The sequence below is a fragment of the Stieleria sedimenti genome (assembly GCF_025060895.1).
Lineage (GTDB): Bacteria > Planctomycetota > Planctomycetia > Pirellulales > Pirellulaceae > Stieleria > Stieleria sedimenti.
The window spans coordinates 1-17934 of sequence record NZ_JANZKV010000075.1; the positions used below are offsets into that span (position 1 = coordinate 1).

10 protein-coding genes are annotated in these 17934 nt (G+C 60.4%); 3 read left to right on the top strand and 7 right to left on the bottom strand.

Features of this window, described 5'->3' with window-relative positions:
- Positions 1-11: 11 nt before the first annotated feature.
- Both NZK35_RS11515 and NZK35_RS11520 read right to left on the bottom strand, forming a co-directional pair.
- The gene (locus tag NZK35_RS11515; RefSeq protein ID WP_259632681.1) at positions 12-1175 is read right to left on the bottom strand and encodes a glycosyltransferase; all 1164 of its coding nucleotides are present in this window, start codon (positions 1173-1175) and stop codon (positions 12-14) included.
- 113 nt (positions 1176-1288) lie between these two features.
- Entirely contained in the window at positions 1289-2440 is a 1152-nt protein-coding gene (locus NZK35_RS11520) for an endonuclease/exonuclease/phosphatase family protein (protein WP_259632682.1), read from the bottom strand.
- Between the two features lie 165 nt (positions 2441-2605).
- Between NZK35_RS11520 and treZ the strand changes: the two genes are divergently transcribed.
- Positions 2606-4420, top strand: a complete 1815-nt coding sequence (gene treZ / locus NZK35_RS11525; protein WP_259632683.1) for a malto-oligosyltrehalose trehalohydrolase — start codon at positions 2606-2608, stop codon at positions 4418-4420.
- Positions 4421-4439: 19 nt separating this feature from the next.
- On the opposite strand, the gene NZK35_RS11530 is transcribed toward treZ, so the two are convergent.
- Both NZK35_RS11530 and NZK35_RS11535 read right to left on the bottom strand, forming a co-directional pair.
- Positions 4440-7337: a hypothetical protein gene (locus tag NZK35_RS11530; RefSeq protein ID WP_259632684.1), complete on the bottom strand. Its 2898-nt coding sequence runs from the start codon at positions 7335-7337 to the stop codon at positions 4440-4442.
- 389 nt (positions 7338-7726) lie between these two features.
- A complete protein-coding gene (locus NZK35_RS11535) occupies positions 7727-8122 on the bottom strand; it encodes a fluoride efflux transporter FluC (RefSeq protein WP_259632685.1) in 396 nt (131 codons plus the stop codon).
- Positions 8123-8264: 142 nt separating this feature from the next.
- Here NZK35_RS11535 and ilvB point away from each other — a divergent pair, with 142 nt between their 5' ends.
- Complete coding sequence (gene ilvB / locus NZK35_RS11540; RefSeq protein WP_259632686.1) at positions 8265-10046, top strand: biosynthetic-type acetolactate synthase large subunit; 1782 nt, start codon at positions 8265-8267, stop codon at positions 10044-10046.
- Positions 10047-10361: 315 nt separating this feature from the next.
- Positions 10362-12701 (top strand): DUF255 domain-containing protein, encoded by a 2340-nt coding sequence (locus NZK35_RS11545; RefSeq protein ID WP_259632687.1) that lies wholly within the window; start codon positions 10362-10364, stop codon positions 12699-12701.
- 364 nt (positions 12702-13065) lie between these two features.
- On the opposite strand, the gene NZK35_RS11550 is transcribed toward NZK35_RS11545, so the two are convergent.
- The 3 genes from NZK35_RS11550 to NZK35_RS11560 all read right to left on the bottom strand — a co-directional run bounded on the left by NZK35_RS11550 (position 13066) and on the right by NZK35_RS11560 (position 17914).
- A complete protein-coding gene (locus NZK35_RS11550) occupies positions 13066-14400 on the bottom strand; it encodes a hypothetical protein (protein WP_259632688.1) in 1335 nt (444 codons plus the stop codon).
- On the bottom strand, positions 14397-16859 hold the full coding sequence (locus NZK35_RS11555) for a hypothetical protein (protein WP_259632689.1): 2463 nt from the start codon (positions 16857-16859) through the stop codon (positions 14397-14399). The genes NZK35_RS11550 and NZK35_RS11555 overlap by 4 nt, the downstream gene beginning before the upstream one ends.
- Positions 16860-16996: 137 nt before the next feature.
- Positions 16997-17914, bottom strand: a complete 918-nt coding sequence (locus NZK35_RS11560) for an ABC transporter ATP-binding protein (protein ID WP_259632690.1) — start codon at positions 17912-17914, stop codon at positions 16997-16999.
- Between the last annotated feature and the right edge of the window lie 20 nt (positions 17915-17934).

A 17934-nucleotide genomic window follows, 5' to 3' on the forward strand; every position in this document is an offset into this window, starting at 1 on the left:
CGTCCCCCAGGTCATTCAACTAAACTGTTACGGGGGGCGTCCAGCAGGTCTTCGATGCGGCGGGTGATCGTGTTTGGGTGATGTTCAGATTCGACGAGATGCAATGCTGCGCGACGTTGCGTGTCGGCTTGCTCGGGGTTGGCTGCGAATTGCAGGATCGCTTGGGCGAGTGATGCTGGATCGTTGGGGTCGGACCAGAAGGCTGTGGGGGAGTCTTGCTGCAATTCAAGCGTTCCTCCGGCGCGTGTCGCGATCACAGGCGTGCCGAGCGCCATCGCTTCCAACACCACGTTCGGCATGCCTTCGAATCGGGACGGCAACACCAACGCGTCAGCCGCGTTGATCTCCGCGGCCGCACTGGCGAGGCTGCCGACGAATTGAATCTGATCGGCTAAACCGAGTGATCGGGAGCGTGCCTCCAATTCGCCACGCAACGGGCCGTCGCCGACCATCCGCACGGTCCAGGGGAAACGCGTCTCGGGCCACTGTGATTTCGCGATCGCCAACGCATCGATCAAATCGGCATGCCCCTTCTCTTCGGTCATGCGTCCGACACAAACCAGCACGGTTTGGTCGCTGGAGCGCGGCGGTGGTGTGCCGGCGGATTGGCGAAGGTTTGCCACATCAACCGGATTCTTGACCACAACAACGCTATCGGTGGCCAGGCCGTAGTACGATTCCGCCGACTCGGCGGCTTGCCGGCTGACGGCGACAACGACGTCGGAGTTGCGATAGGCCTCCGCCAGCCGCCGACGCTTGAGTGCGACGAAGCGTTTTTCGACCAGCGGTAGCGCCAGGTGTGGCGGGCTGACAATCGTCGAAACTCTGCGAATGCCGACCGCCGCTTTGCCGGCGATCAATGTCATGTGAAACGTCCGGTCGTAAACCACGTCGATCTTGTGATCGCGAATCACGCCGCGTAAAAATGCGGTCTGTCGACGAAGTTGTCGGCCGGGAAAATAGACGCCACCGGAATCCGGGCAGGTGTCAAACGAATGAATCGGGACATCCGACGGAACGTGACCCAGGAATTCACCCGCAGCTTCGGTCAAGTAGAGATGCGGTTCGAATCGCGATCGGTCCAGCGATTGCGAAAGCAGCAACACCTGCCGTTCGCTGCCGCCGCCGCGCATCGAGCTGACCATCAACAAGACTCGTTTGCGCAGATTCGGCATGCGGTTTCCATCTCTCGTTTGAAAACGTGGCGTAAGCTTCCAGCTTGCGATTCGGGGGAGTTGGCAAGCTGGAAGCTTACCCCACTTGGCAAGCTGGAAGCTTACCCCACTGTTTATCGTTTCACGTCGATCCAGACCAGCCGGTGATCGCTGGCCTTGATCCACGTGCTCTGTGGGCCGGCGCCGGTCGGCCAGAACACCCCGCTGTCGATGACATTCAAATCTTTGCTGGGAAGAACGAAGTCGACTCGCATCAAACCGTTGCGTCCGAAATCAGCGGTCTTGCCCTGCTGGACGTCTCGGGTGCGGGGATGATTCAACAGTCGGAGGATCGCTTCGCGGCGGCCGCTGCCATCGATCGGGTCGGCGTTCAGATCGCCCATCACGACAAAACTTGCGTCGGCATCGAGCGGGCCTGCCCGGCCGGCGTCATCGATCAACCACGTGTTGGCAGAATCATCGTCGGACAGATAATGATTCCAAAACTCGATTTCATCATGGTTGCGAGCCCCGTTTCGGTCTTCGGGTCCGTCGAACACCGGCGGCGTCGGGTGGCTGGCGAGGACGTGGAGCACGCGATCACCGATTTGAATCGGCACATCGATGTGATTCTTGCTGCTCAGCCGCAGCTCGGACCACGTCGCGTCGTCGTAATAGGGCTGCCCGGTCGCGGGTTCCACCGGGCGAATCGCACCGGGCAGATCTTTCCAACGCAGTTTTTGAAACGAGCGAATCGACGCGGTGTCGATCGGAAAACGGCTGTAGACGGTCATGGAGTATTGGCCGGGGTAGATGCCGTAACCCCAAGCGTCGTTGCCGGAACCCAATTGTCCATCGTTGTTCAAATCCAACGTCGAGTCGATTCCGGTGTTGCTGGGCGCACTATAGAAGAACGGGAACACGACGGGGGATAGTTTCCCCTCGCCATCGGCATTGTTTTGCGGGACCGCAAAATAGTTTTCCGCAAGCAGCCTGGCCGGTGCCGCATCGGGTTCGTGATCGAGTTCATTGATCAGCAGGACGTCTGGTCGTATGGTTTGGATGATGCTGGCGATCCGTTTCGCTTGCAGATCGTCGCGATCGGAAAGACGCTCTCGGATTTGTCCTTGGCGTTTGCCGTACAGAGAGGCGTTGAAGGTCGCGATGCGCAACGTTTCCGTCATCGGAGTCTCCGTGGACGACGTTTGGGCCGTCACTTCAGGCACCAGGAAGGTCGCGATCGAAAGCGCCAGGGTCATTCGAATCAACGTGGTCTTTCGATACATTGTTTGTCGTTTGGACCTCAATCGTGTGCCGGTCGCGAAACCGTTGATGACGTTCGCGATGCCGTTTCCCATGGATACAGACGGGCGGAACCACCCGTAGCCTACCCCGGACGCTGCTCGATGCTAAGAGAGCGGATCCAATTCTATCACGCTGAATCAGAACCGATGATTGATCTTCATAATTGCCTCGCGATCGAAGTGCACCAACACCTGGGGGCTCGACCATTAGCCGATGGGTCAACGAGTTTTTCGGTTTGGGCGCCGCTGGCCGATCGCGTCAGCATCGACGTGGTCGATGGGCCGCAAGCGATCGAGATGACCAAGGATTCGGTCGGGTATCATCACGCGACGGTTGCCGGAGTCACTTCGGGATCGCTTTATTTTTATCGTGTCGACGGCGGGCCGCGACGGCCGGACCCCGCCTCACGATTTCAGCCCCAAGGGGTCCACGGACCGAGCGTGGTGGTTGATCCGAGCTTTGACTGGACCGACCAGGATTATCGCGCCCCGAGTCGCGACGAGCTGATCATTTATGAGCTACACGTCGGAACCTTCACCGACGCGGGAACGTTTGTCGCGGCGATCGATCGAATTGCTGAACTCGTGGAATTGGGGATTACCGCGATCGAGTTGATGCCGGTCGCGGCGTCGGCCGGCCGCTGGAATTGGGGTTACGACGGCGTCGCGTTGTTTGCACCGATGAACGCCTTCGGGACTCCGAACGACTTTCGCCGCTTTGTCGACGCCGCACACGCGGCGGGGTTGGCCGTGTTTTTGGATGTGGTTTACAACCACCTGGGACCGGAAGGCAACTATTTGTCTGAATTTGGTCCTTACCTTTCGTCGAAACATCGGACCGTTTGGGGTGATGCGCCGAATTTCGATGATCCCGTTCACGGCGATGCGGTGCGACGCTTCTTTGCGGCCAACGCGGTGTACTGGTTGGACGAATTTCATCTCGACGGGTTGCGCGTCGATGCGATTCATTGCATGGCGGATGATCGTGAGCCACATGTGGCCGCCGAGATCAGTGACGAAGTGGCATTCTGGTCGCAGCAAAGCCGACGCAACGTGATGCTGATCGCTGAATCCAACGTCTATGATCCCGAGATGACGGTGCCGCGTGAAAGCGGCGGGATCGGTTTTGACGCAATGTGGTGCGACGATTTTTTGCACAGCACATTCTCAGTCCTCCGCCCCGGCGAACAGCTTTGCCATCGTCCGTACCTGCCCAAGACCGATTTGGACCACGCGTTGCGGCATGGATATGTTTACGAAGGCACCCTGCGCAACGAACGCCGACGATCGACGCCCTCCAGCCGTGTCGACACGCATGCCTTGGTGTATTCGATTCAGAACCACGACTTCATCGGCAACCATCCCCTCGGTGTCCGCTTGCACCAGCTCACGTCCGTCGATGCCCAGCGAGCAGCCGCGGCGCTGATGATGCTGTCGCCGGCGATCCCGATGTTGTTCATGGGCGAAGAGTTTGCGTGCGAGCATCCGTTTCGGTTCTTCGTCGATTTTTCCGACCAAGGACTGCGCGACGCGGTCGTCGAGGGCCGCCGCCGCGAGTATCCGCAACACGATTGGGATGGCGGAGTCCTGCCGACCGATCCGGCCGCGTTCACCGCAGCCAAGATCGGACCCCGCGGTGACGGCGATGCGGTGACGTTGCAGTGGTATCGTCGGTTGATCGAATTGCGGAAACGGTGCCGTGCAACTGGCTTGCTCGTCGATGCCAACTTGACGGTCGAAAACGACCTGGCAAAGAGTCTGTACCTGCTTCGCTACGCCGACGGCAGCGAGACACTGACGATCGCCGTTCGGCTCTCACCGCTGACCGAGCCGGATGATTCGATCGACGTTGATTTCGATGGCGAGTTGATTCTGGATTCGCGTGAGGAATCGGGGAGCGGCGGTTTGCGTTGCAACCATGCCAGGGTTTATTGGGGAGAGCGGTTAGCGGTTAGCGGATAGCGGCACGGCGCGAGCCGTCTCAGCGAAAATCCACGCGGACGCGTGTCAGCGGATCGGGCATCAGGTGGTAGCGTCTCGGTCGGCCGGCGGCGAGCGACTGGGCTTCGACGAACCAGGTGTCTCCCTCTCGCAGCGACACCGCCAGACTGCTTTGTTCGATCGCGATCTCCGCGGTCAGGACGCCGTCGTCGGACGCATGGGTTGCGACGTACCAAGTGGGGTTCCAGCGGTCCGAGCCGTCCAAGTCGTCGTGCGTCCGTCCCCGACGGGTGAAGCTGAGGTTCATCGCGGTCAGCAGATCGCGGTCGATGTCGAAGCCCAACGTGACGCGATCCGATTGCGTCAGGTCTGCATCGCGGCGTCCGACCGGCTGGGAATCATCCGTCGAGACGAAATGTTCGGCGGGGCCCTGTACCGCGACATACAGATACTGTTCATCCCAAGCGAATCGAAGCGTCAGCGGTCTCCGGCCTCGTGTTTGCGCGGATTGGGCGCCCCGAGCGTTCCAGAACGATTCGTGGAGCTGTCCGTCCAATCGCGGAGGTTCAACGGTTCTTGCGGCGATCGCGGTTTGGCGTGAAGTCGGCTGAAGCAAACTGGACCAGGGTGATTGGTGATCGGCGATGCGACGCACGTCGGCGGAGAAATCGTGCTCCGCCACCGGGGCTTCGGTGGGGGCTTCATCGGCCTGCTCGGATGTGGCTTGCTCGGTTTTTCCCCGTTCGCTCGCGGCTTGATCGCTTGCGTTCCGCGGGTGCCGAGCCAACGCGTCTTCGACGATCAAGCGAACCGGATGCATTTGCCAGGCCAGGTCGATCTGGTGGTCAGCCGTGTGTTCGGACGCGTGACGAAAGGGGGTGAGCAGGCTATTGGGGCGATGCAGGCTGTTGAATCGGTGATTGCCGAGCGGCAGTGCCGCGGAAGCTTGGATCACGGCCGGTGGCGTATTCGGGGTCGCGCTGCGGTTGGATTGGAATGGCGAAACGATTGCCGCATGACCGCCGCCGGTCGGCAACAGTTCCTGGGCAGCGTCGGGTAACGATTGGACGTCGCTGAAGGGCGTCGCGGCAGGTCCGCCCGACGCAGTCGATTCGCCCGCTGAACGCAGGCGGTTGATCAGTGCCCGATGCCGGTCCCATTCCTGGCTCTGCTGCCGCGCGCGGGCGTGGAGTCCCAAGAGCTGGGCGGCGGAGGAATCGTTGAATCGGCGTGAGATCTCGACCCACACCGCGATCGGGTTCGGCTCACCGATCGACCCTCGGGCGATCGACCACGCCGACCGAAATTGATCTTCGCGGCTGGTTTGATCCAGCAGTCGGCTCAGCGATTCGGCGAACTCGTCGGGCGTCACTTGTCGTGACGCGCCCGTTTGCGTCATCAGCAACTCGGTGATGGCCGCCTGCTGTTTCAGTCTTCCCTGGATGATATTCAATCGTCGACGACTGGCCTTGGTCTGACGCGGCGGCAAACGATGCCCACGGTTCAGACGAACGCCCAGCCCTAGGCTGTCGCCGCGTGCGAGTTGGGAACCTCCGCTGTAACGGGTGTTGATGGCGATCCAGGGATTCTCAACCGCTTCTGCGCCGGTGGCGACTTCGAAATCCGACACCAACATCAAGCCATCAGCGGCGAAGTCACCCACCAGCACGCCGCTGTCGGGAAGCATCGCGCTGTCGTGCAGGAGTGTCTCGCCGCGTCCGTGCAATGCGAACTCGACCACCTTTTCGGTGCCCCCGGCGACGGCGTGTTGCAGCAGCGCCGTTTTGGTTTCCACAGGCAGTGCGTCGCTGAGGGCAAGGATCGGTGGCTGGTGGACGTCGATCCAACGTCGCAGTGTCGCCAGCGAATCGTTCTCGTCAGCGGCCGGAAACGAGTCCACTGCCGCGACACCGAGTCTCATCGCGGCTTGGTCCAGGGCATGGGACGTCGGTGGGTCGAGCGTCCCGACGATCAGATTGCAACGCAATCGTTTCTCCAACGTTTCGCGTCCGATCAACGTCCACGGGATCTGGTCTTCGTTGGCGGCGATCACCAACATCGCACAGGATCCGGGCGGACCCTGCGGGGCGTCGGCCGACCGCACGGCCGACCAGGTTTGTCCGCCGTCGATGGATCGGAAAATGTTTCCGTGGTCGCCGGCACACAAGATGGTTTGATCATCCAGTCGACACGAGGCGCGGATGATCGATCGCGTGTTGACTCGATCAGACAAACTCGCGGACTGTTCCGCGGTCGCGGTCGGTCGGATCGACGATCGTGACAGTGCGTTGCGTGGCAGTGAGTTGGTCGATGGAGTCGATTGCGGGTCGAGCATGGATTGCCAGCTTCGTCCGCCGTCGCGCGACTGAAACGAGGTGGCGCCGGTGATCGGATCCGGAGCGCCGACGGCGGTGATGGAAGAACGCCGGTCGCCGGGGTGGTTGCCCGCGGTGCGATCGATCGCGTGCAGCAACGGCAGCTCGGAATCACCCGATCGACGCCACGAAGCTCCGGCATCGTGGCTGACCAAAATGACGCCGCGGCTGATCCGCGTGACGACGTCGACGCCGCCGCCGAGGGCGACGACGCGCCGGTCATCGACCCACAGGACGTCATTGAGTCGGCACTGCACCCCGCTTTCCACATCCTTCCACGATCGTCCGCCATCGGCGGTGACAACGATGCTGCCGTGGTCGCCGACCGCAACGCCGCGATCCTGGCCCCAAAACTGCAACGCTCGAATCGTCGCGGACGCTCTCAAGGTCTCGCTATCGCAGTAGGGCGGAGACGTCAGCGCGTCCGGGGCGGTGCCTGTGGAACCGGCACCCGATGTGATCGGGAGGGCTTGAATGGGCGGCAGCGATCGCAGGGTGTCGGGACCGTTGGGAGCTGGCTGGGCATGAGCTGCCGGTGTGCCGACCAGTCCGAAGGTCAGCATCGCGATCAGACCTGCCCACGCGGGGAGAGACCTTCCCGCGCCGCGCTCACCCCTCCCGCTCAGCGGTCGTGCGGTTTTAAGTCGTTGAAAATAAAGGAGTTTAGTCACTCTCCCCCTGGGAGAGTCGAGCGCAGCGAGGAGAGGGTTTGCCTCGATGCGCCGGCGGCGCTGGAAATCACTGAAGTGGAAATGACGATTCACCGTTCGACCTCCCCTCGCTTCGCTCGACCCTCCTGCCAGGAGGGTGACTTCGGAACCGCGCGACCTCCACACGGGAGGGTGATTGCTTAACTCGGTGTGTCTGGGGGCTGTCGTGCGCGTCTCCACCGTTTGGCGAGGAAAGCGACCTCCATGATTGTGGTCTGTCTGGTGCATCAATGTTCCGCCGTTCATGTTTGAATCCACCACCTGACCAGGTTGCCCGCGAGAATCAAAGCCAAATAGCCGAGGATCAGGTTGGCCAGAACATAGATTCCCGATGCCCCCCAGCGGCCCTCACCAGCGAGCATCGACGACTCGGCCGTGAACGTGGAAAACGTGGTCAACGAGCCCAGGAATCCGACCCGGAGGGCAAGCATTAATCGCTCAATGGACTCCGATTGTGTCGGGTCAAGGGAAGACAGAGCCCCCAAAAGGCCGCATCCGACGAGATTGGCGATCGTGGTTCCCAGCATCGTCGACCCGCCCGGCAGCGCCGCCGCGGTGAGCGTCACGCCGTATCGGCAGAGCGATCCGATCGCTCCGCCCAAGGCGATTGCTGCCAAATTGAACCAACTAGTCATCATTGCCGGGTGTTTTTCGCATTGCCTAAGCTTCGGCCCCCACTTACGTTAGCGGCTAGGTTCGGAAGTTCTCCCTGCCACGTAAATGTCAGTTTTTCTACTTTCGACGTCTCCATTTCCATTTCGTCCTAGCAATTTCCCACTCATGAGCACCGCAAAAGCTGCCAACACTGAAAACCGCGTGATGACCGGAGCCGACATCATTGTCAAATCACTGGTAGATCACGGGGTCGATGTACTATTCGCCTATCCGGGCGGATGCAGCATGCCGTTGCACCAGGCCCTGACGCGTTACGGCGATTCGATTCGGACGATTTTGCCGCGTCACGAACAGGGGGGGGCATTTGCCGCCCAAGGTTACGCCCGTTCGACCGGTCGGGTCGGCGTGGTGCTGGCCACCAGCGGCCCGGGCGCCACAAACCTGGTCACCGCGATCGCCGACGCCAAACTGGACAGCATTCCGATGGTCTGTCTGACCGCCCAGGTTCCCACCCGAGCGATCGGTTCGGACGCGTTCCAAGAAACGCCGATGGTCGAGGTGTGTCGCGGAATCACCAAGCACCACTACCTGGTGACCGATATCCGCGAATTGCCGCGAGTGATGAAGGAGGCGTTCCACATCGCCAGTTCCGGTCGCCCGGGGCCGGTGTTGGTCGATCTGCCCAAAGACGTTCAGCTGTCGGACGTGACGAGCGACCTGGATCTCGATCCGCCGATGAATCTGCCCGGCTACGAAGCGGCGCCCCCGCCGGTGGCCAGCGAGACGATTCGTCAGCTCACCGCCGCGATCCGACTCGCCCGTCGCCCGATGATCTACGCCGGCGGCGGAATCATCTTGGGCAACGCCAGCGAAGAACTCAACGAGTTCATCAACAAGACGGGGATTCCGACCGTGACCACCGTGATGGGCATCGGTGCCGTTCCGCCGGACAACGAAAACTCCATGGACTGGTTGGGGATGCACGGCGCGGCGTACGCCAATTATGCCGTCCGGGATTGCGACCTGTTGATCGCGTTGGGCGTTCGTTTTGACGACCGCGTGACCGGGAAAGTCGAAGCGTTCGCCAAGGACGCCAAGATCATCCACGTCGACATCGACGGATCCGAGCTGAACAAGAACAAGGAAGCCCACATCCCGGTTCGCGGCGACGTCAAGCAAGTGCTCAACGCCCTCAATAAGACCGTCACCAAGTGCGACATCGAGCCCTGGCGCGAGCATTGCAAGGAACTCAAAGCGAAGTACCCCTTCAAGTATGACACCGAGTTCGACGGGATCTTGCAGCAGCACGCGATCCGCACGCTCAGTGACATCACCGCGGACATGGACGCCCAAATCTCCGTCGGTGTCGGACAGCACCAGATGTGGGCGGCCCAGTTCTACCGATTCCGACGCCCCCGCACCTGGCACTCCAGCAGCGGACTGGGCACCATGGGATTCGGATTGCCGTGTGCGATGGGCATTCAAGCGGCGCTGCCGGATTCGTTGGTCATCGACATCGATGGCGACGGCAGTTTCCAGATGAACGTCCAAGAACTGGCGACCTGTTTCTGCGAAGAACTGCCCGTCAAAGTCTTCCTGCTCAACAACCAGCACCTGGGAATGGTGGTTCAGTGGGAAGATCGCTTCATGGATCGAAACCGGGCCCACACCTACTTGGGACCGATCAGTCACAACGAAGCCAGCGGCAACAGCGACGCGGAACGGTTCTCCTACGCCACCGAGCGTTATCCCGACTTTGTGAAAATCGCGCAAGGATACGGGTGCGGTGCGGCGACGGTGAGAAAGAAGGCCGATTTGGAAGGTGCGATTCGAGAAATGATCGCCCATCCGGGTCCCTACGTCTTGGACGTCGAAGTGCCTTACCAAGAGCACGTCTTGCCGATGATCCCCGGCGGCATGACCGTCGATGACATGATCCTGCAGTAGGGGCAAGGTCACGCTTGCGCCGCGTCCCAGCACGTGGCGTCAGCCAGTGGCGCGTGTTGGCTTTGGCTTCACCACGGACCGGTCGCTGACCGGTCCGCTGATTGATCCACGATCCACCGAGTCAATGGTGAGCCGCTGGCCGTAAGGCCTCGGGCAGCCGCCGCAATGCCCGGCCGCTTACGCGTCACGGCTCACAAAGCCAACAAGCCGTCCCGCTGGGCGCGAAGCGATGCGCGATCGCCGCTACAATGATTCGTCCCCACCCTTTCCGGACGAGTTTTTCAAGTGATGGTCATGATCGATCGGCGTCAACGCATGCGTATCCCTCTGCTCGCCACCGGCATGGCGTTGCTCGCTCTTGGACGACCGGTTTCCACGCAGGAGCCCAAGCACATGCACACGAACCAGTTGGTCAACGAAACCAGTCCGTACCTGCTGCAGCATGCCCACAACCCGGTCGATTGGCACCCCTGGGGCGAAGAGGCGTTCGCCAAAGCCAAGCGGGAAAACAAACCGATCTTCTTGTCGGTCGGTTATTCAACCTGCTACTGGTGCCACGTGATGGAAGTCGAATCGTTCGAGGACCCCGAAGTCGCGGCGGTCATCAACAAGTACTTCGTCGCCATCAAAGTCGACCGTGAGGAGCGACCGGATATCGACGAGCAGTACATGCTGGCCACACAGATGATGACCGGACGCGGGGGCTGGCCCAATTCCGTTTGGCTGACCCCCGACGGCAAGCCCTGGATGGCGGGAACGTATTTCCCCAAGCCGACGTTCATCTCGGTGCTGAAACAGATTAACGAGTTTTGGGTCAATCGCCGCGATGACGTCAACCGCCAAGCCGACGCGCTGGCCGACGCGGCCAAGCGATCCAGCACCACCGCGGCCATCCAAGCGGTCCCGCTGTCGCTGGAACTGGTGGACCAGGCCTGCGCGAATCTGCTCGGTCAGTTCGATGCTCAAAACGGCGGATTCGGCGGAGCACCAAAATTCCCGCCCCACGGCACGCTGGCGTTACTGATCGACCAACACCAACGCACCGGTGACAAGTCGCTGATCGAACCGATCACCAAAACGCTCGACGCGATGTGGCTCGGCGGCATGCACGACCATCTTGGCGGCGGCTTTCACCGCTACGCAACCGACGCCGATTGGCTGTTGCCGCACTTCGAAAAAATGCTCTACGACAACGCGCAACTGATGCGCATCTACGCCGACGGGTACCAGATCACCGGCAACGAGCGCTACCGTGACGCCGTCGAGGATATCGATCGCTGGGTGCGCCGCGAAATGACTTCGCCCGAGGGAGCGTTTTACAGCGCGCTCGATTCCGGTGAAGTCGGAAAGGAAGGCGAAGCGTACGTGTGGACCGCCGACAAGATCAAAGACGTACTCGGTGAAGAAGACGCGGCACTGTATTCGCAAATCTACAACATCGTCCCCGAAGGCAACTTTTTGGAGGAGTCGACCGGGCACAAGACCGGCGAGAACATCCCCCACCTGAAACAGTCCCTCGACGCGATCGCCCAATCGCATCCGCTGGGCAAGCAAGGGTTGATCGATCGAATCGAAGCGATGGAAGACAAGCTACTGCGCGATCGACTGACCTGGCCCCAGCCACACAAGGACGACAAAATCCTGGCCAGCTGGAACGGATTGATGATCGACGCCCTGGCACACGCCGGTCGAGTCTTGGACGAACCGAAATACATCGAATCCGCCGCCGCGGCAGCCGACTTCATTCTCGAGTCGATGATCCGCGATGGGAAGCTGCTCCGCACGTACCGCAGCGGAACCGCCAAGCTGCCCGGCTACCTGGACGATTACGTCTACTTTTGCAAGGCGCTCTTGGAACTGCACGCCGCGACCGATCAGCAACATTGGCTGGACAAAGCGACCGGGCTGGTCGATTTCATGCTCGCTGAATTTGAAGACGACGCGGACGGCGGATTCTTTTTCACCGGAGACTCGCACGAAGCCTTGATCGTGCGTTCCAAAAACCTTGGCGGCGGCGGCAACATGCCCAACGCCAACGGCATCGCCGCGCAGCTGCTGGTTGATCTGGCCGAGTTGACGGGCCAAACCAAGTATCGCGACTCGGCCGAGAAAACGCTGCAATCGTTTTCGGGGGTGATGGCCAAACAGCCGCACACGACCGAACACCTGCTGATCGGAGTGTCTCGCTATCTGGCCACGTCCACGGCGGGCTCCGAACAGGCAGCCGCAGGCGACACCAAACGCGTCGATCCGATCACGTTCACGGTCGATCTGTCGAAGTCCCAGGTGCGTCCCGGTGAGACGGTGACGGTCACGGTGACGCTGGACATCGATGACCGCTGGCATCTTTACGCGACCAATCCCGATGCGGAGTTCTTGATCCCGACGAAGGTGTCGGTCACAAGCGATGCGGCGATCACGGTCGGCGAGGTCGTCGCGCCAAAGCCCGAGTCGCGAACCGATCCGATCCTCAAGACCGAACTCAATACTTACGCCGGGAAGATCGAGTTCAAAGTCCCGGTCACGGTCGATGAAGCGGCGAAGTCCGGCACGGCAACGCTCACCGTGGTCGTCGACTCGCAAGCCTGTGATCAAGCGAGGTGCCTGGAGCCGGAGAAGACGGCGTTTGAGTTGAAGGTGGACGTTCGCAGATAACGGTCGCGGTACTCGTTTAGGGTTGGGGACCGGCTACCCGACTAACGCTCGGGCGTGAGACTCGATCGTTGACGCTCGGCTCAACGAAGTTACCCACTCCATCGACCGTATTTTTAAGTACGAAGGCACATCATTTGGGACATGGCTCCCCTCTCCCCAAAACAGATCGCGCGAGAGACATTTGTTCGCAGGTGGACGTTGACCGCGATCTGTTTTGGGGAGAGGGGAGCAACGGTGGTCGCTGCAATATTTCCATCAGGTCTCACTGGCACGGGAGGGTTACTGCCTAACTTGATGCGTATGGGGGTGCGTTTCGCGGCCCCGGGCTGTGTTGTGTCACCGCTCTGCTCCGCTAGCCACGTGATCAGCGAAACTTGAGCACCACAAACTGTTTCAGGATCGCGGACAGTGTTCCATCACGCGTGCCGAACGTTCCGCTGTAGCCGCGGCCATCGGTGAACCAGATCGACGCGTTGCCCAATTCACACGTCTCTCCATCGGACTCGAATTGAAATGGATCGCCTAACGGATCCAGGGTTGTACTGGCCGGTAGGTTCACCTTGGCCAAATCGTTAAGCGTTGCCGGGTATTGGTTGAACTTCAGCTTGTACGTCGCCACCGCGGCGGCCGTCCGGGCGTGCCGGCGTTCGTTTGCAACTCGCGCATAGACGGTCGCCAAGTAGTCCTTCGATTGGCCCGGGCTGTGCTGTTGATTGTACGCGGGGATCTGGAGTGCCAGGTCCAATCCGGAACCTGATTCCCGACGGAACTCCTCTTGCAGTTTCATCACTCGTTTGATCGCGGCAAATGTTCCGATCCCGCCGACACGCGAGAATTGGTCGTTGCGGTCGAGCCATTCGATGCGACGGCTGGGGGCGAACGTTTTCGGTATCGGGTCACGACGCCATGTCTCGATGACTTCGCCACGCAGCAACCAAGGGATTTGCGCCAGTTTGGTCGAGCGAATGCTGTCCTGCCACGCCTGATTTAAATCGGGTGACGTTTCGACCAGTTGCACGATTTCATCCAATTCGGCTTCACTCCAAATTCCCTTGGCGATCGATTGGCTGACCAACGGAAGCATACGGAGCGAGACTTGGCCTGTCGGTCCGATACCCAGACCCTGAAAGAGTCGAAAAGCCTCCATCGCCCGATCGGTCTGTTTGTCACGGACCGCGCCACGAAATTCCGTTCGCAACAATTCGGGCAATCCGCGGAGGGAGGCCAGCCCGCTGGAATAGCTGTTGGGATTTCCGAATTCATTGGCGTGCCAAATCGAGGCCTCGTTCGGATTGAGCTGTTTGGCCATTTCCAGCAACGGTGCCGCTTCGGCCAAATAGTCGTTAAGGTAGGCGTTGATCGGGTGCTGTTCGTCGAGATTCTCAAAGAGGTCGTCGTGTTCTTCGAGCACTTCGAACAAGAGGTGATATTGTTCGTTCAGCGCGTCAACCGCGCTGGCCAGTTCGCGACTCGATTTGGTGTGCTCCCTGCTAGTCCGGTCCGCATAGTCGGCGGCCTGGGTCACCGGTGAATCGATCAGCTCCGCCGGAAACGACCGCTCCAGCATCGGTCTGATCTTTGCCGCTCCGGCTTGCCAAGTTGCGGCTGCGGAGATGCAGAACAACAGCAGCGCGATCGGCGGAGTGATCGCCAGCGCGATCATCGTTCGGTCTCGAAGGGTTTTTGGGGAAGCACTCATGGTTGATTCCTGATCTGTAATTCAACGTATTCCCAGTCGCGGCCCCAGAGTTGGCCGTAGCCGTTGACGCGATCCACGGTCATCGTTTCGATCGCCGGCGCCGCACGCAGGTCGTCTCCGTAGCGACTGGTTTGGAACACGCCACCGGTTTGATGAAGCTGGTGAAGTTTCCATCGCCAGCCGAGGTCGTCACTGCGGTTGGCCGCGGCGTCGATCCCTTCCAGCATGGCGGTGACCAGGGAGTCGTAGAATCGGGGTTCCATCCAACCGACGAGCCCCGGCGGCTGATGCTCCAGCACGGTCAGATGGTGATTCAAATAGCGTCCTCGATCGTCTTGGAAATTGTGTTGCCAAGTCACCACCACCGCACGGCGACGCGCGGCGGCTCGACTGGCTGGCGTTCCAATGGCTTGTTTGGCCGCTTGCACGGCGGGCTCATCGGCACGTTCAGCGGGCACGTCGGTTTGGAGCGTATCGATCAGCAGCACTTCGAAGCGATCCGCGATTTCCTGATCGGAGAGCAGGCTGCTGCGTCGGAGCGCGGGAAGTAAGGTTGCCGAGGCGTCGAGCCATTTGGCCAATTCGGTCCACGCTTGGTCGTCTTGATTCTGTCGCCACTGGATTCGTGTCTGCATGATGCTCCCATGCCAGCGGGAATAGATCCACGGATCCATGCGGGCAAACACTTGGTCGCTGCCCCCGGCTTTGAGCGGCGCGACGCTCTTCAGTGGATCCAGCTTGTAGTCGCCGAGGTGGTCCTGAAGATCCTTCATCTTGTCGCCCAACGGATCATGACGAAACGCGAAGTCGCCCGCGAATCCGGTTATCGGCACGCCGACAAGCCGAGCGTTTTGGGTGGAATCACGCTGGGCTTCGCTGATCAATTCCGACCGCAGCGTCGGATCCATAGAAGGGACCGAGAGCACATGCGTGGCTGCAAAACCGATCGGCAACAACACGATCAGCCCAACCACGCCACCGCCGACGACGAACGTCAACGGTCGGTCAGCCGTGTCCATGTAACGCCGCATCATCACGTACGTCGCCAGCATCGGAGCGAGCCCGCAGAGAACCAACCCGTAGATCGGAAAGCCGAGTGAGACGTAGGCGAACACCAACCAGCCCGTCGTGATCAGGGCAAGGATCGGAGCCAGAATGACCGACAAAATCAGTGTGCGGACAAACTGGCTGACCCACTGGGAGATCGAATAGATCCATACGATGAACATCAAGATCGTCACCAGCGTCGGTAAGCCGGCAGCGAAGTCGGAGACACTTTCCTGATGGACGATTGTCAGATTCCAAAGCCCGTACACCAGCAGCGAACAGCAGAGGATTGCGATCGGTACGGCATGCAGTGCGAGATAAGTCTTTCCGGGAGACACGCCACGGTCGGCCAAGAAACGCACCCGCTCGGATGCCCCGTCGTGTTTGAACACGCTGATGCCCAACCAGCACACGGCCAAGGGGGCCAAGAATAACAGCCAAGGCAACAGTCCGATGATCCCGCGGTACCGATCCACCGCCGCCAACTGAACCGCGGCCAGGAAGCTGATCAGCAACATGCCGATCAAGATCGCCAGCATGCCTTTGGCCGAGTGAATCGATTGCCAAATGATCGGCGCGGTTTGAGTTCCAAATGTCGCCGGGATGGCTTCATTCGTTTCGCGTGCCGGAGAATGGGGCGAGACGTCCAGCAGCGGTGTGACCGACGGGGCTTCCGCGGCGCCCAGAGTTTGGATCGCGGCTCGGTACGTGATCGGAGTGACGATTGCAATCCCCAGCAACGTGAACCCAAAGTTGATCCAATCCAATGGGCCCATCGCCATCGGGCGATTGGAAAACTCGGAAACGAGCGACGTCGCGATCAATGGCGAAAACGCCAGCGGAATCAACGCGATCAACGAATAAAATTGATTCTTGATCCGCCAGGCGACATAAAAACCTGCCAGCAACACGAACAACGAATGGGAGATCCAAACCGGATAGCTAAACGGGTTACCGGAATAACCGGTCTGACCGCCGATCATCCAGTGCGAGGTGTCGCGATGCCCGAGATCAAACGCCGTGATGACCAGCAATGCAAACGCCCACATCACGGCCAGGCCGGCCATGCCGACCAGCAATTTTGTCGTCGCGAGCCGTTTGGACGAAATCGGCAGCAACGCCAGCCAATCGATCGTGCGTAGGGATCGTTCCTGGCCGACCAACAAGGGGCCTGCACCGGTCGCGAACAGGCCCGGAAAGACCAGCATCGTTACTTCATGGGGCAATTGAAATCGAAACGATTCCATCGCAACGCCCAGGATGGCGTTGATGACGATGATCAACAGCGAGACGATCGCCAGCAAAGCGACCAACGGCGCGAGCTGGCGAGTTTCCTTCCACCAGAACCACGCGGTCGAAGAAGCTTCGTGCCGCGTCGTCGTCAGTGCAGTGAGTGTTGCTTCGGTGCTCATGGTCAGATCAATTGAAGTGTTCCGCCCGGGGACGGCGGTTGCATCAACCCATGGGCGCGAGCCCACGGGCAGGTCAAAGAAGTACTCGTTCGGGTGCGGCGGACGCTTACGCGTACCGACTGGTTTCAGCGATGGTGTCAGATCGCCGCGGACATCGCCGGTGCGGTGCGGTCGGACGTGCAGGCGACAAAAATTTCTTCCAGTGTCGCGACACGCGTCCGGACCTCCGTCACGCCCGGCGTTTCGCGAAGCGTGTGGATCATTTCCGGTGACAGGTGTCGGACGAACAATTGGCGGGATCGGCCCGACGTCTCTTCGGTCAACACTTCGGCCGGCTCGGGAGGCGGTGCGATCGATCGCAGCGGATCGTCGACGTCGATGACGACCTCATGAATCGATTCGCGAAGCTCCGCCAGCGGGCCGTGCAACCGGATTCGGCCGTGGTGCAGGATCGCGATCGTGTCGGCGACCCGCTCGACTTCACTGATCTGATGGCTGGACAGGAATACCGTTCGCCCCGTCGCGGCGCGGTCGATCATCGATTCCAAAAAGTTGCGACGCACTTTCGGGTCCAACCCGCTGGTGGGCTCATCCAAGATCAACAGCGACGGGTCATGGGCGAGGGCAAGTGAGAGCGCGACCTTGGCGCGTTGGCCCTTGGAAAGATGGCGGATCTTCTGTTCGGGGCGGATCTCGTAGCGGCGGATCGACGCTTCATAGTTCGGCAAGAACGAGGCATCGTAAAACGACGCGGTGAAGCCGCCGATTTGTGCAACCGACATCCAGTCATAAAGAGCCGGTGCGTCAGAGACGTAACCGATTTGACGACGTACGCCCTGCGGGTCACGCAGCGGGTTGACGCCGCAAACCGTGCAGGAGCCGCTGGTCGGTTTTTGGAATCCGGTCAGGATGCGAATCATCGTCGTCTTGCCGGCACCGTTTTCGCCCAACAGCGCAAACACCGTTCCCGGCTGGATTTCCAAGCTGACGCCCATCAGAGCGTCGCAGCGACGGAAGTGCATCGTCAGGGCGTCGGTGGTGATGACGGGTTCCATGGTCGTTTCACTGGGTTCGG

Coding starts and splice junctions, on each gene's coding strand:
- NZK35_RS11515 (WP_259632681.1), bottom strand. CDS start 1,175: ATGCCGAATCTGCGCAAACGAGTCTTGTTGATGGTCAGCTCGATGCGC.
- NZK35_RS11520 (WP_259632682.1), bottom strand. CDS start 2,440: ATGTATCGAAAGACCACGTTGATTCGAATGACCCTGGCGCTTTCGATC.
- treZ (WP_259632683.1), top strand. CDS start 2,606: ATGATTGATCTTCATAATTGCCTCGCGATCGAAGTGCACCAACACCTG.
- NZK35_RS11530 (WP_259632684.1), bottom strand. CDS start 7,337: ATGCTGACCTTCGGACTGGTCGGCACACCGGCAGCTCATGCCCAGCCA.
- NZK35_RS11535 (WP_259632685.1), bottom strand. CDS start 8,122: ATGATGACTAGTTGGTTCAATTTGGCAGCAATCGCCTTGGGCGGAGCG.
- ilvB (WP_259632686.1), top strand. CDS start 8,265: ATGAGCACCGCAAAAGCTGCCAACACTGAAAACCGCGTGATGACCGGA.
- NZK35_RS11545 (WP_259632687.1), top strand. CDS start 10,362: ATGCGTATCCCTCTGCTCGCCACCGGCATGGCGTTGCTCGCTCTTGGA.
- NZK35_RS11550 (WP_259632688.1), bottom strand. CDS start 14,400: ATGAGTGCTTCCCCAAAAACCCTTCGAGACCGAACGATGATCGCGCTG.
- NZK35_RS11555 (WP_259632689.1), bottom strand. CDS start 16,859: ATGAGCACCGAAGCAACACTCACTGCACTGACGACGACGCGGCACGAA.
- NZK35_RS11560 (WP_259632690.1), bottom strand. CDS start 17,914: ATGGAACCCGTCATCACCACCGACGCCCTGACGATGCACTTCCGTCGC.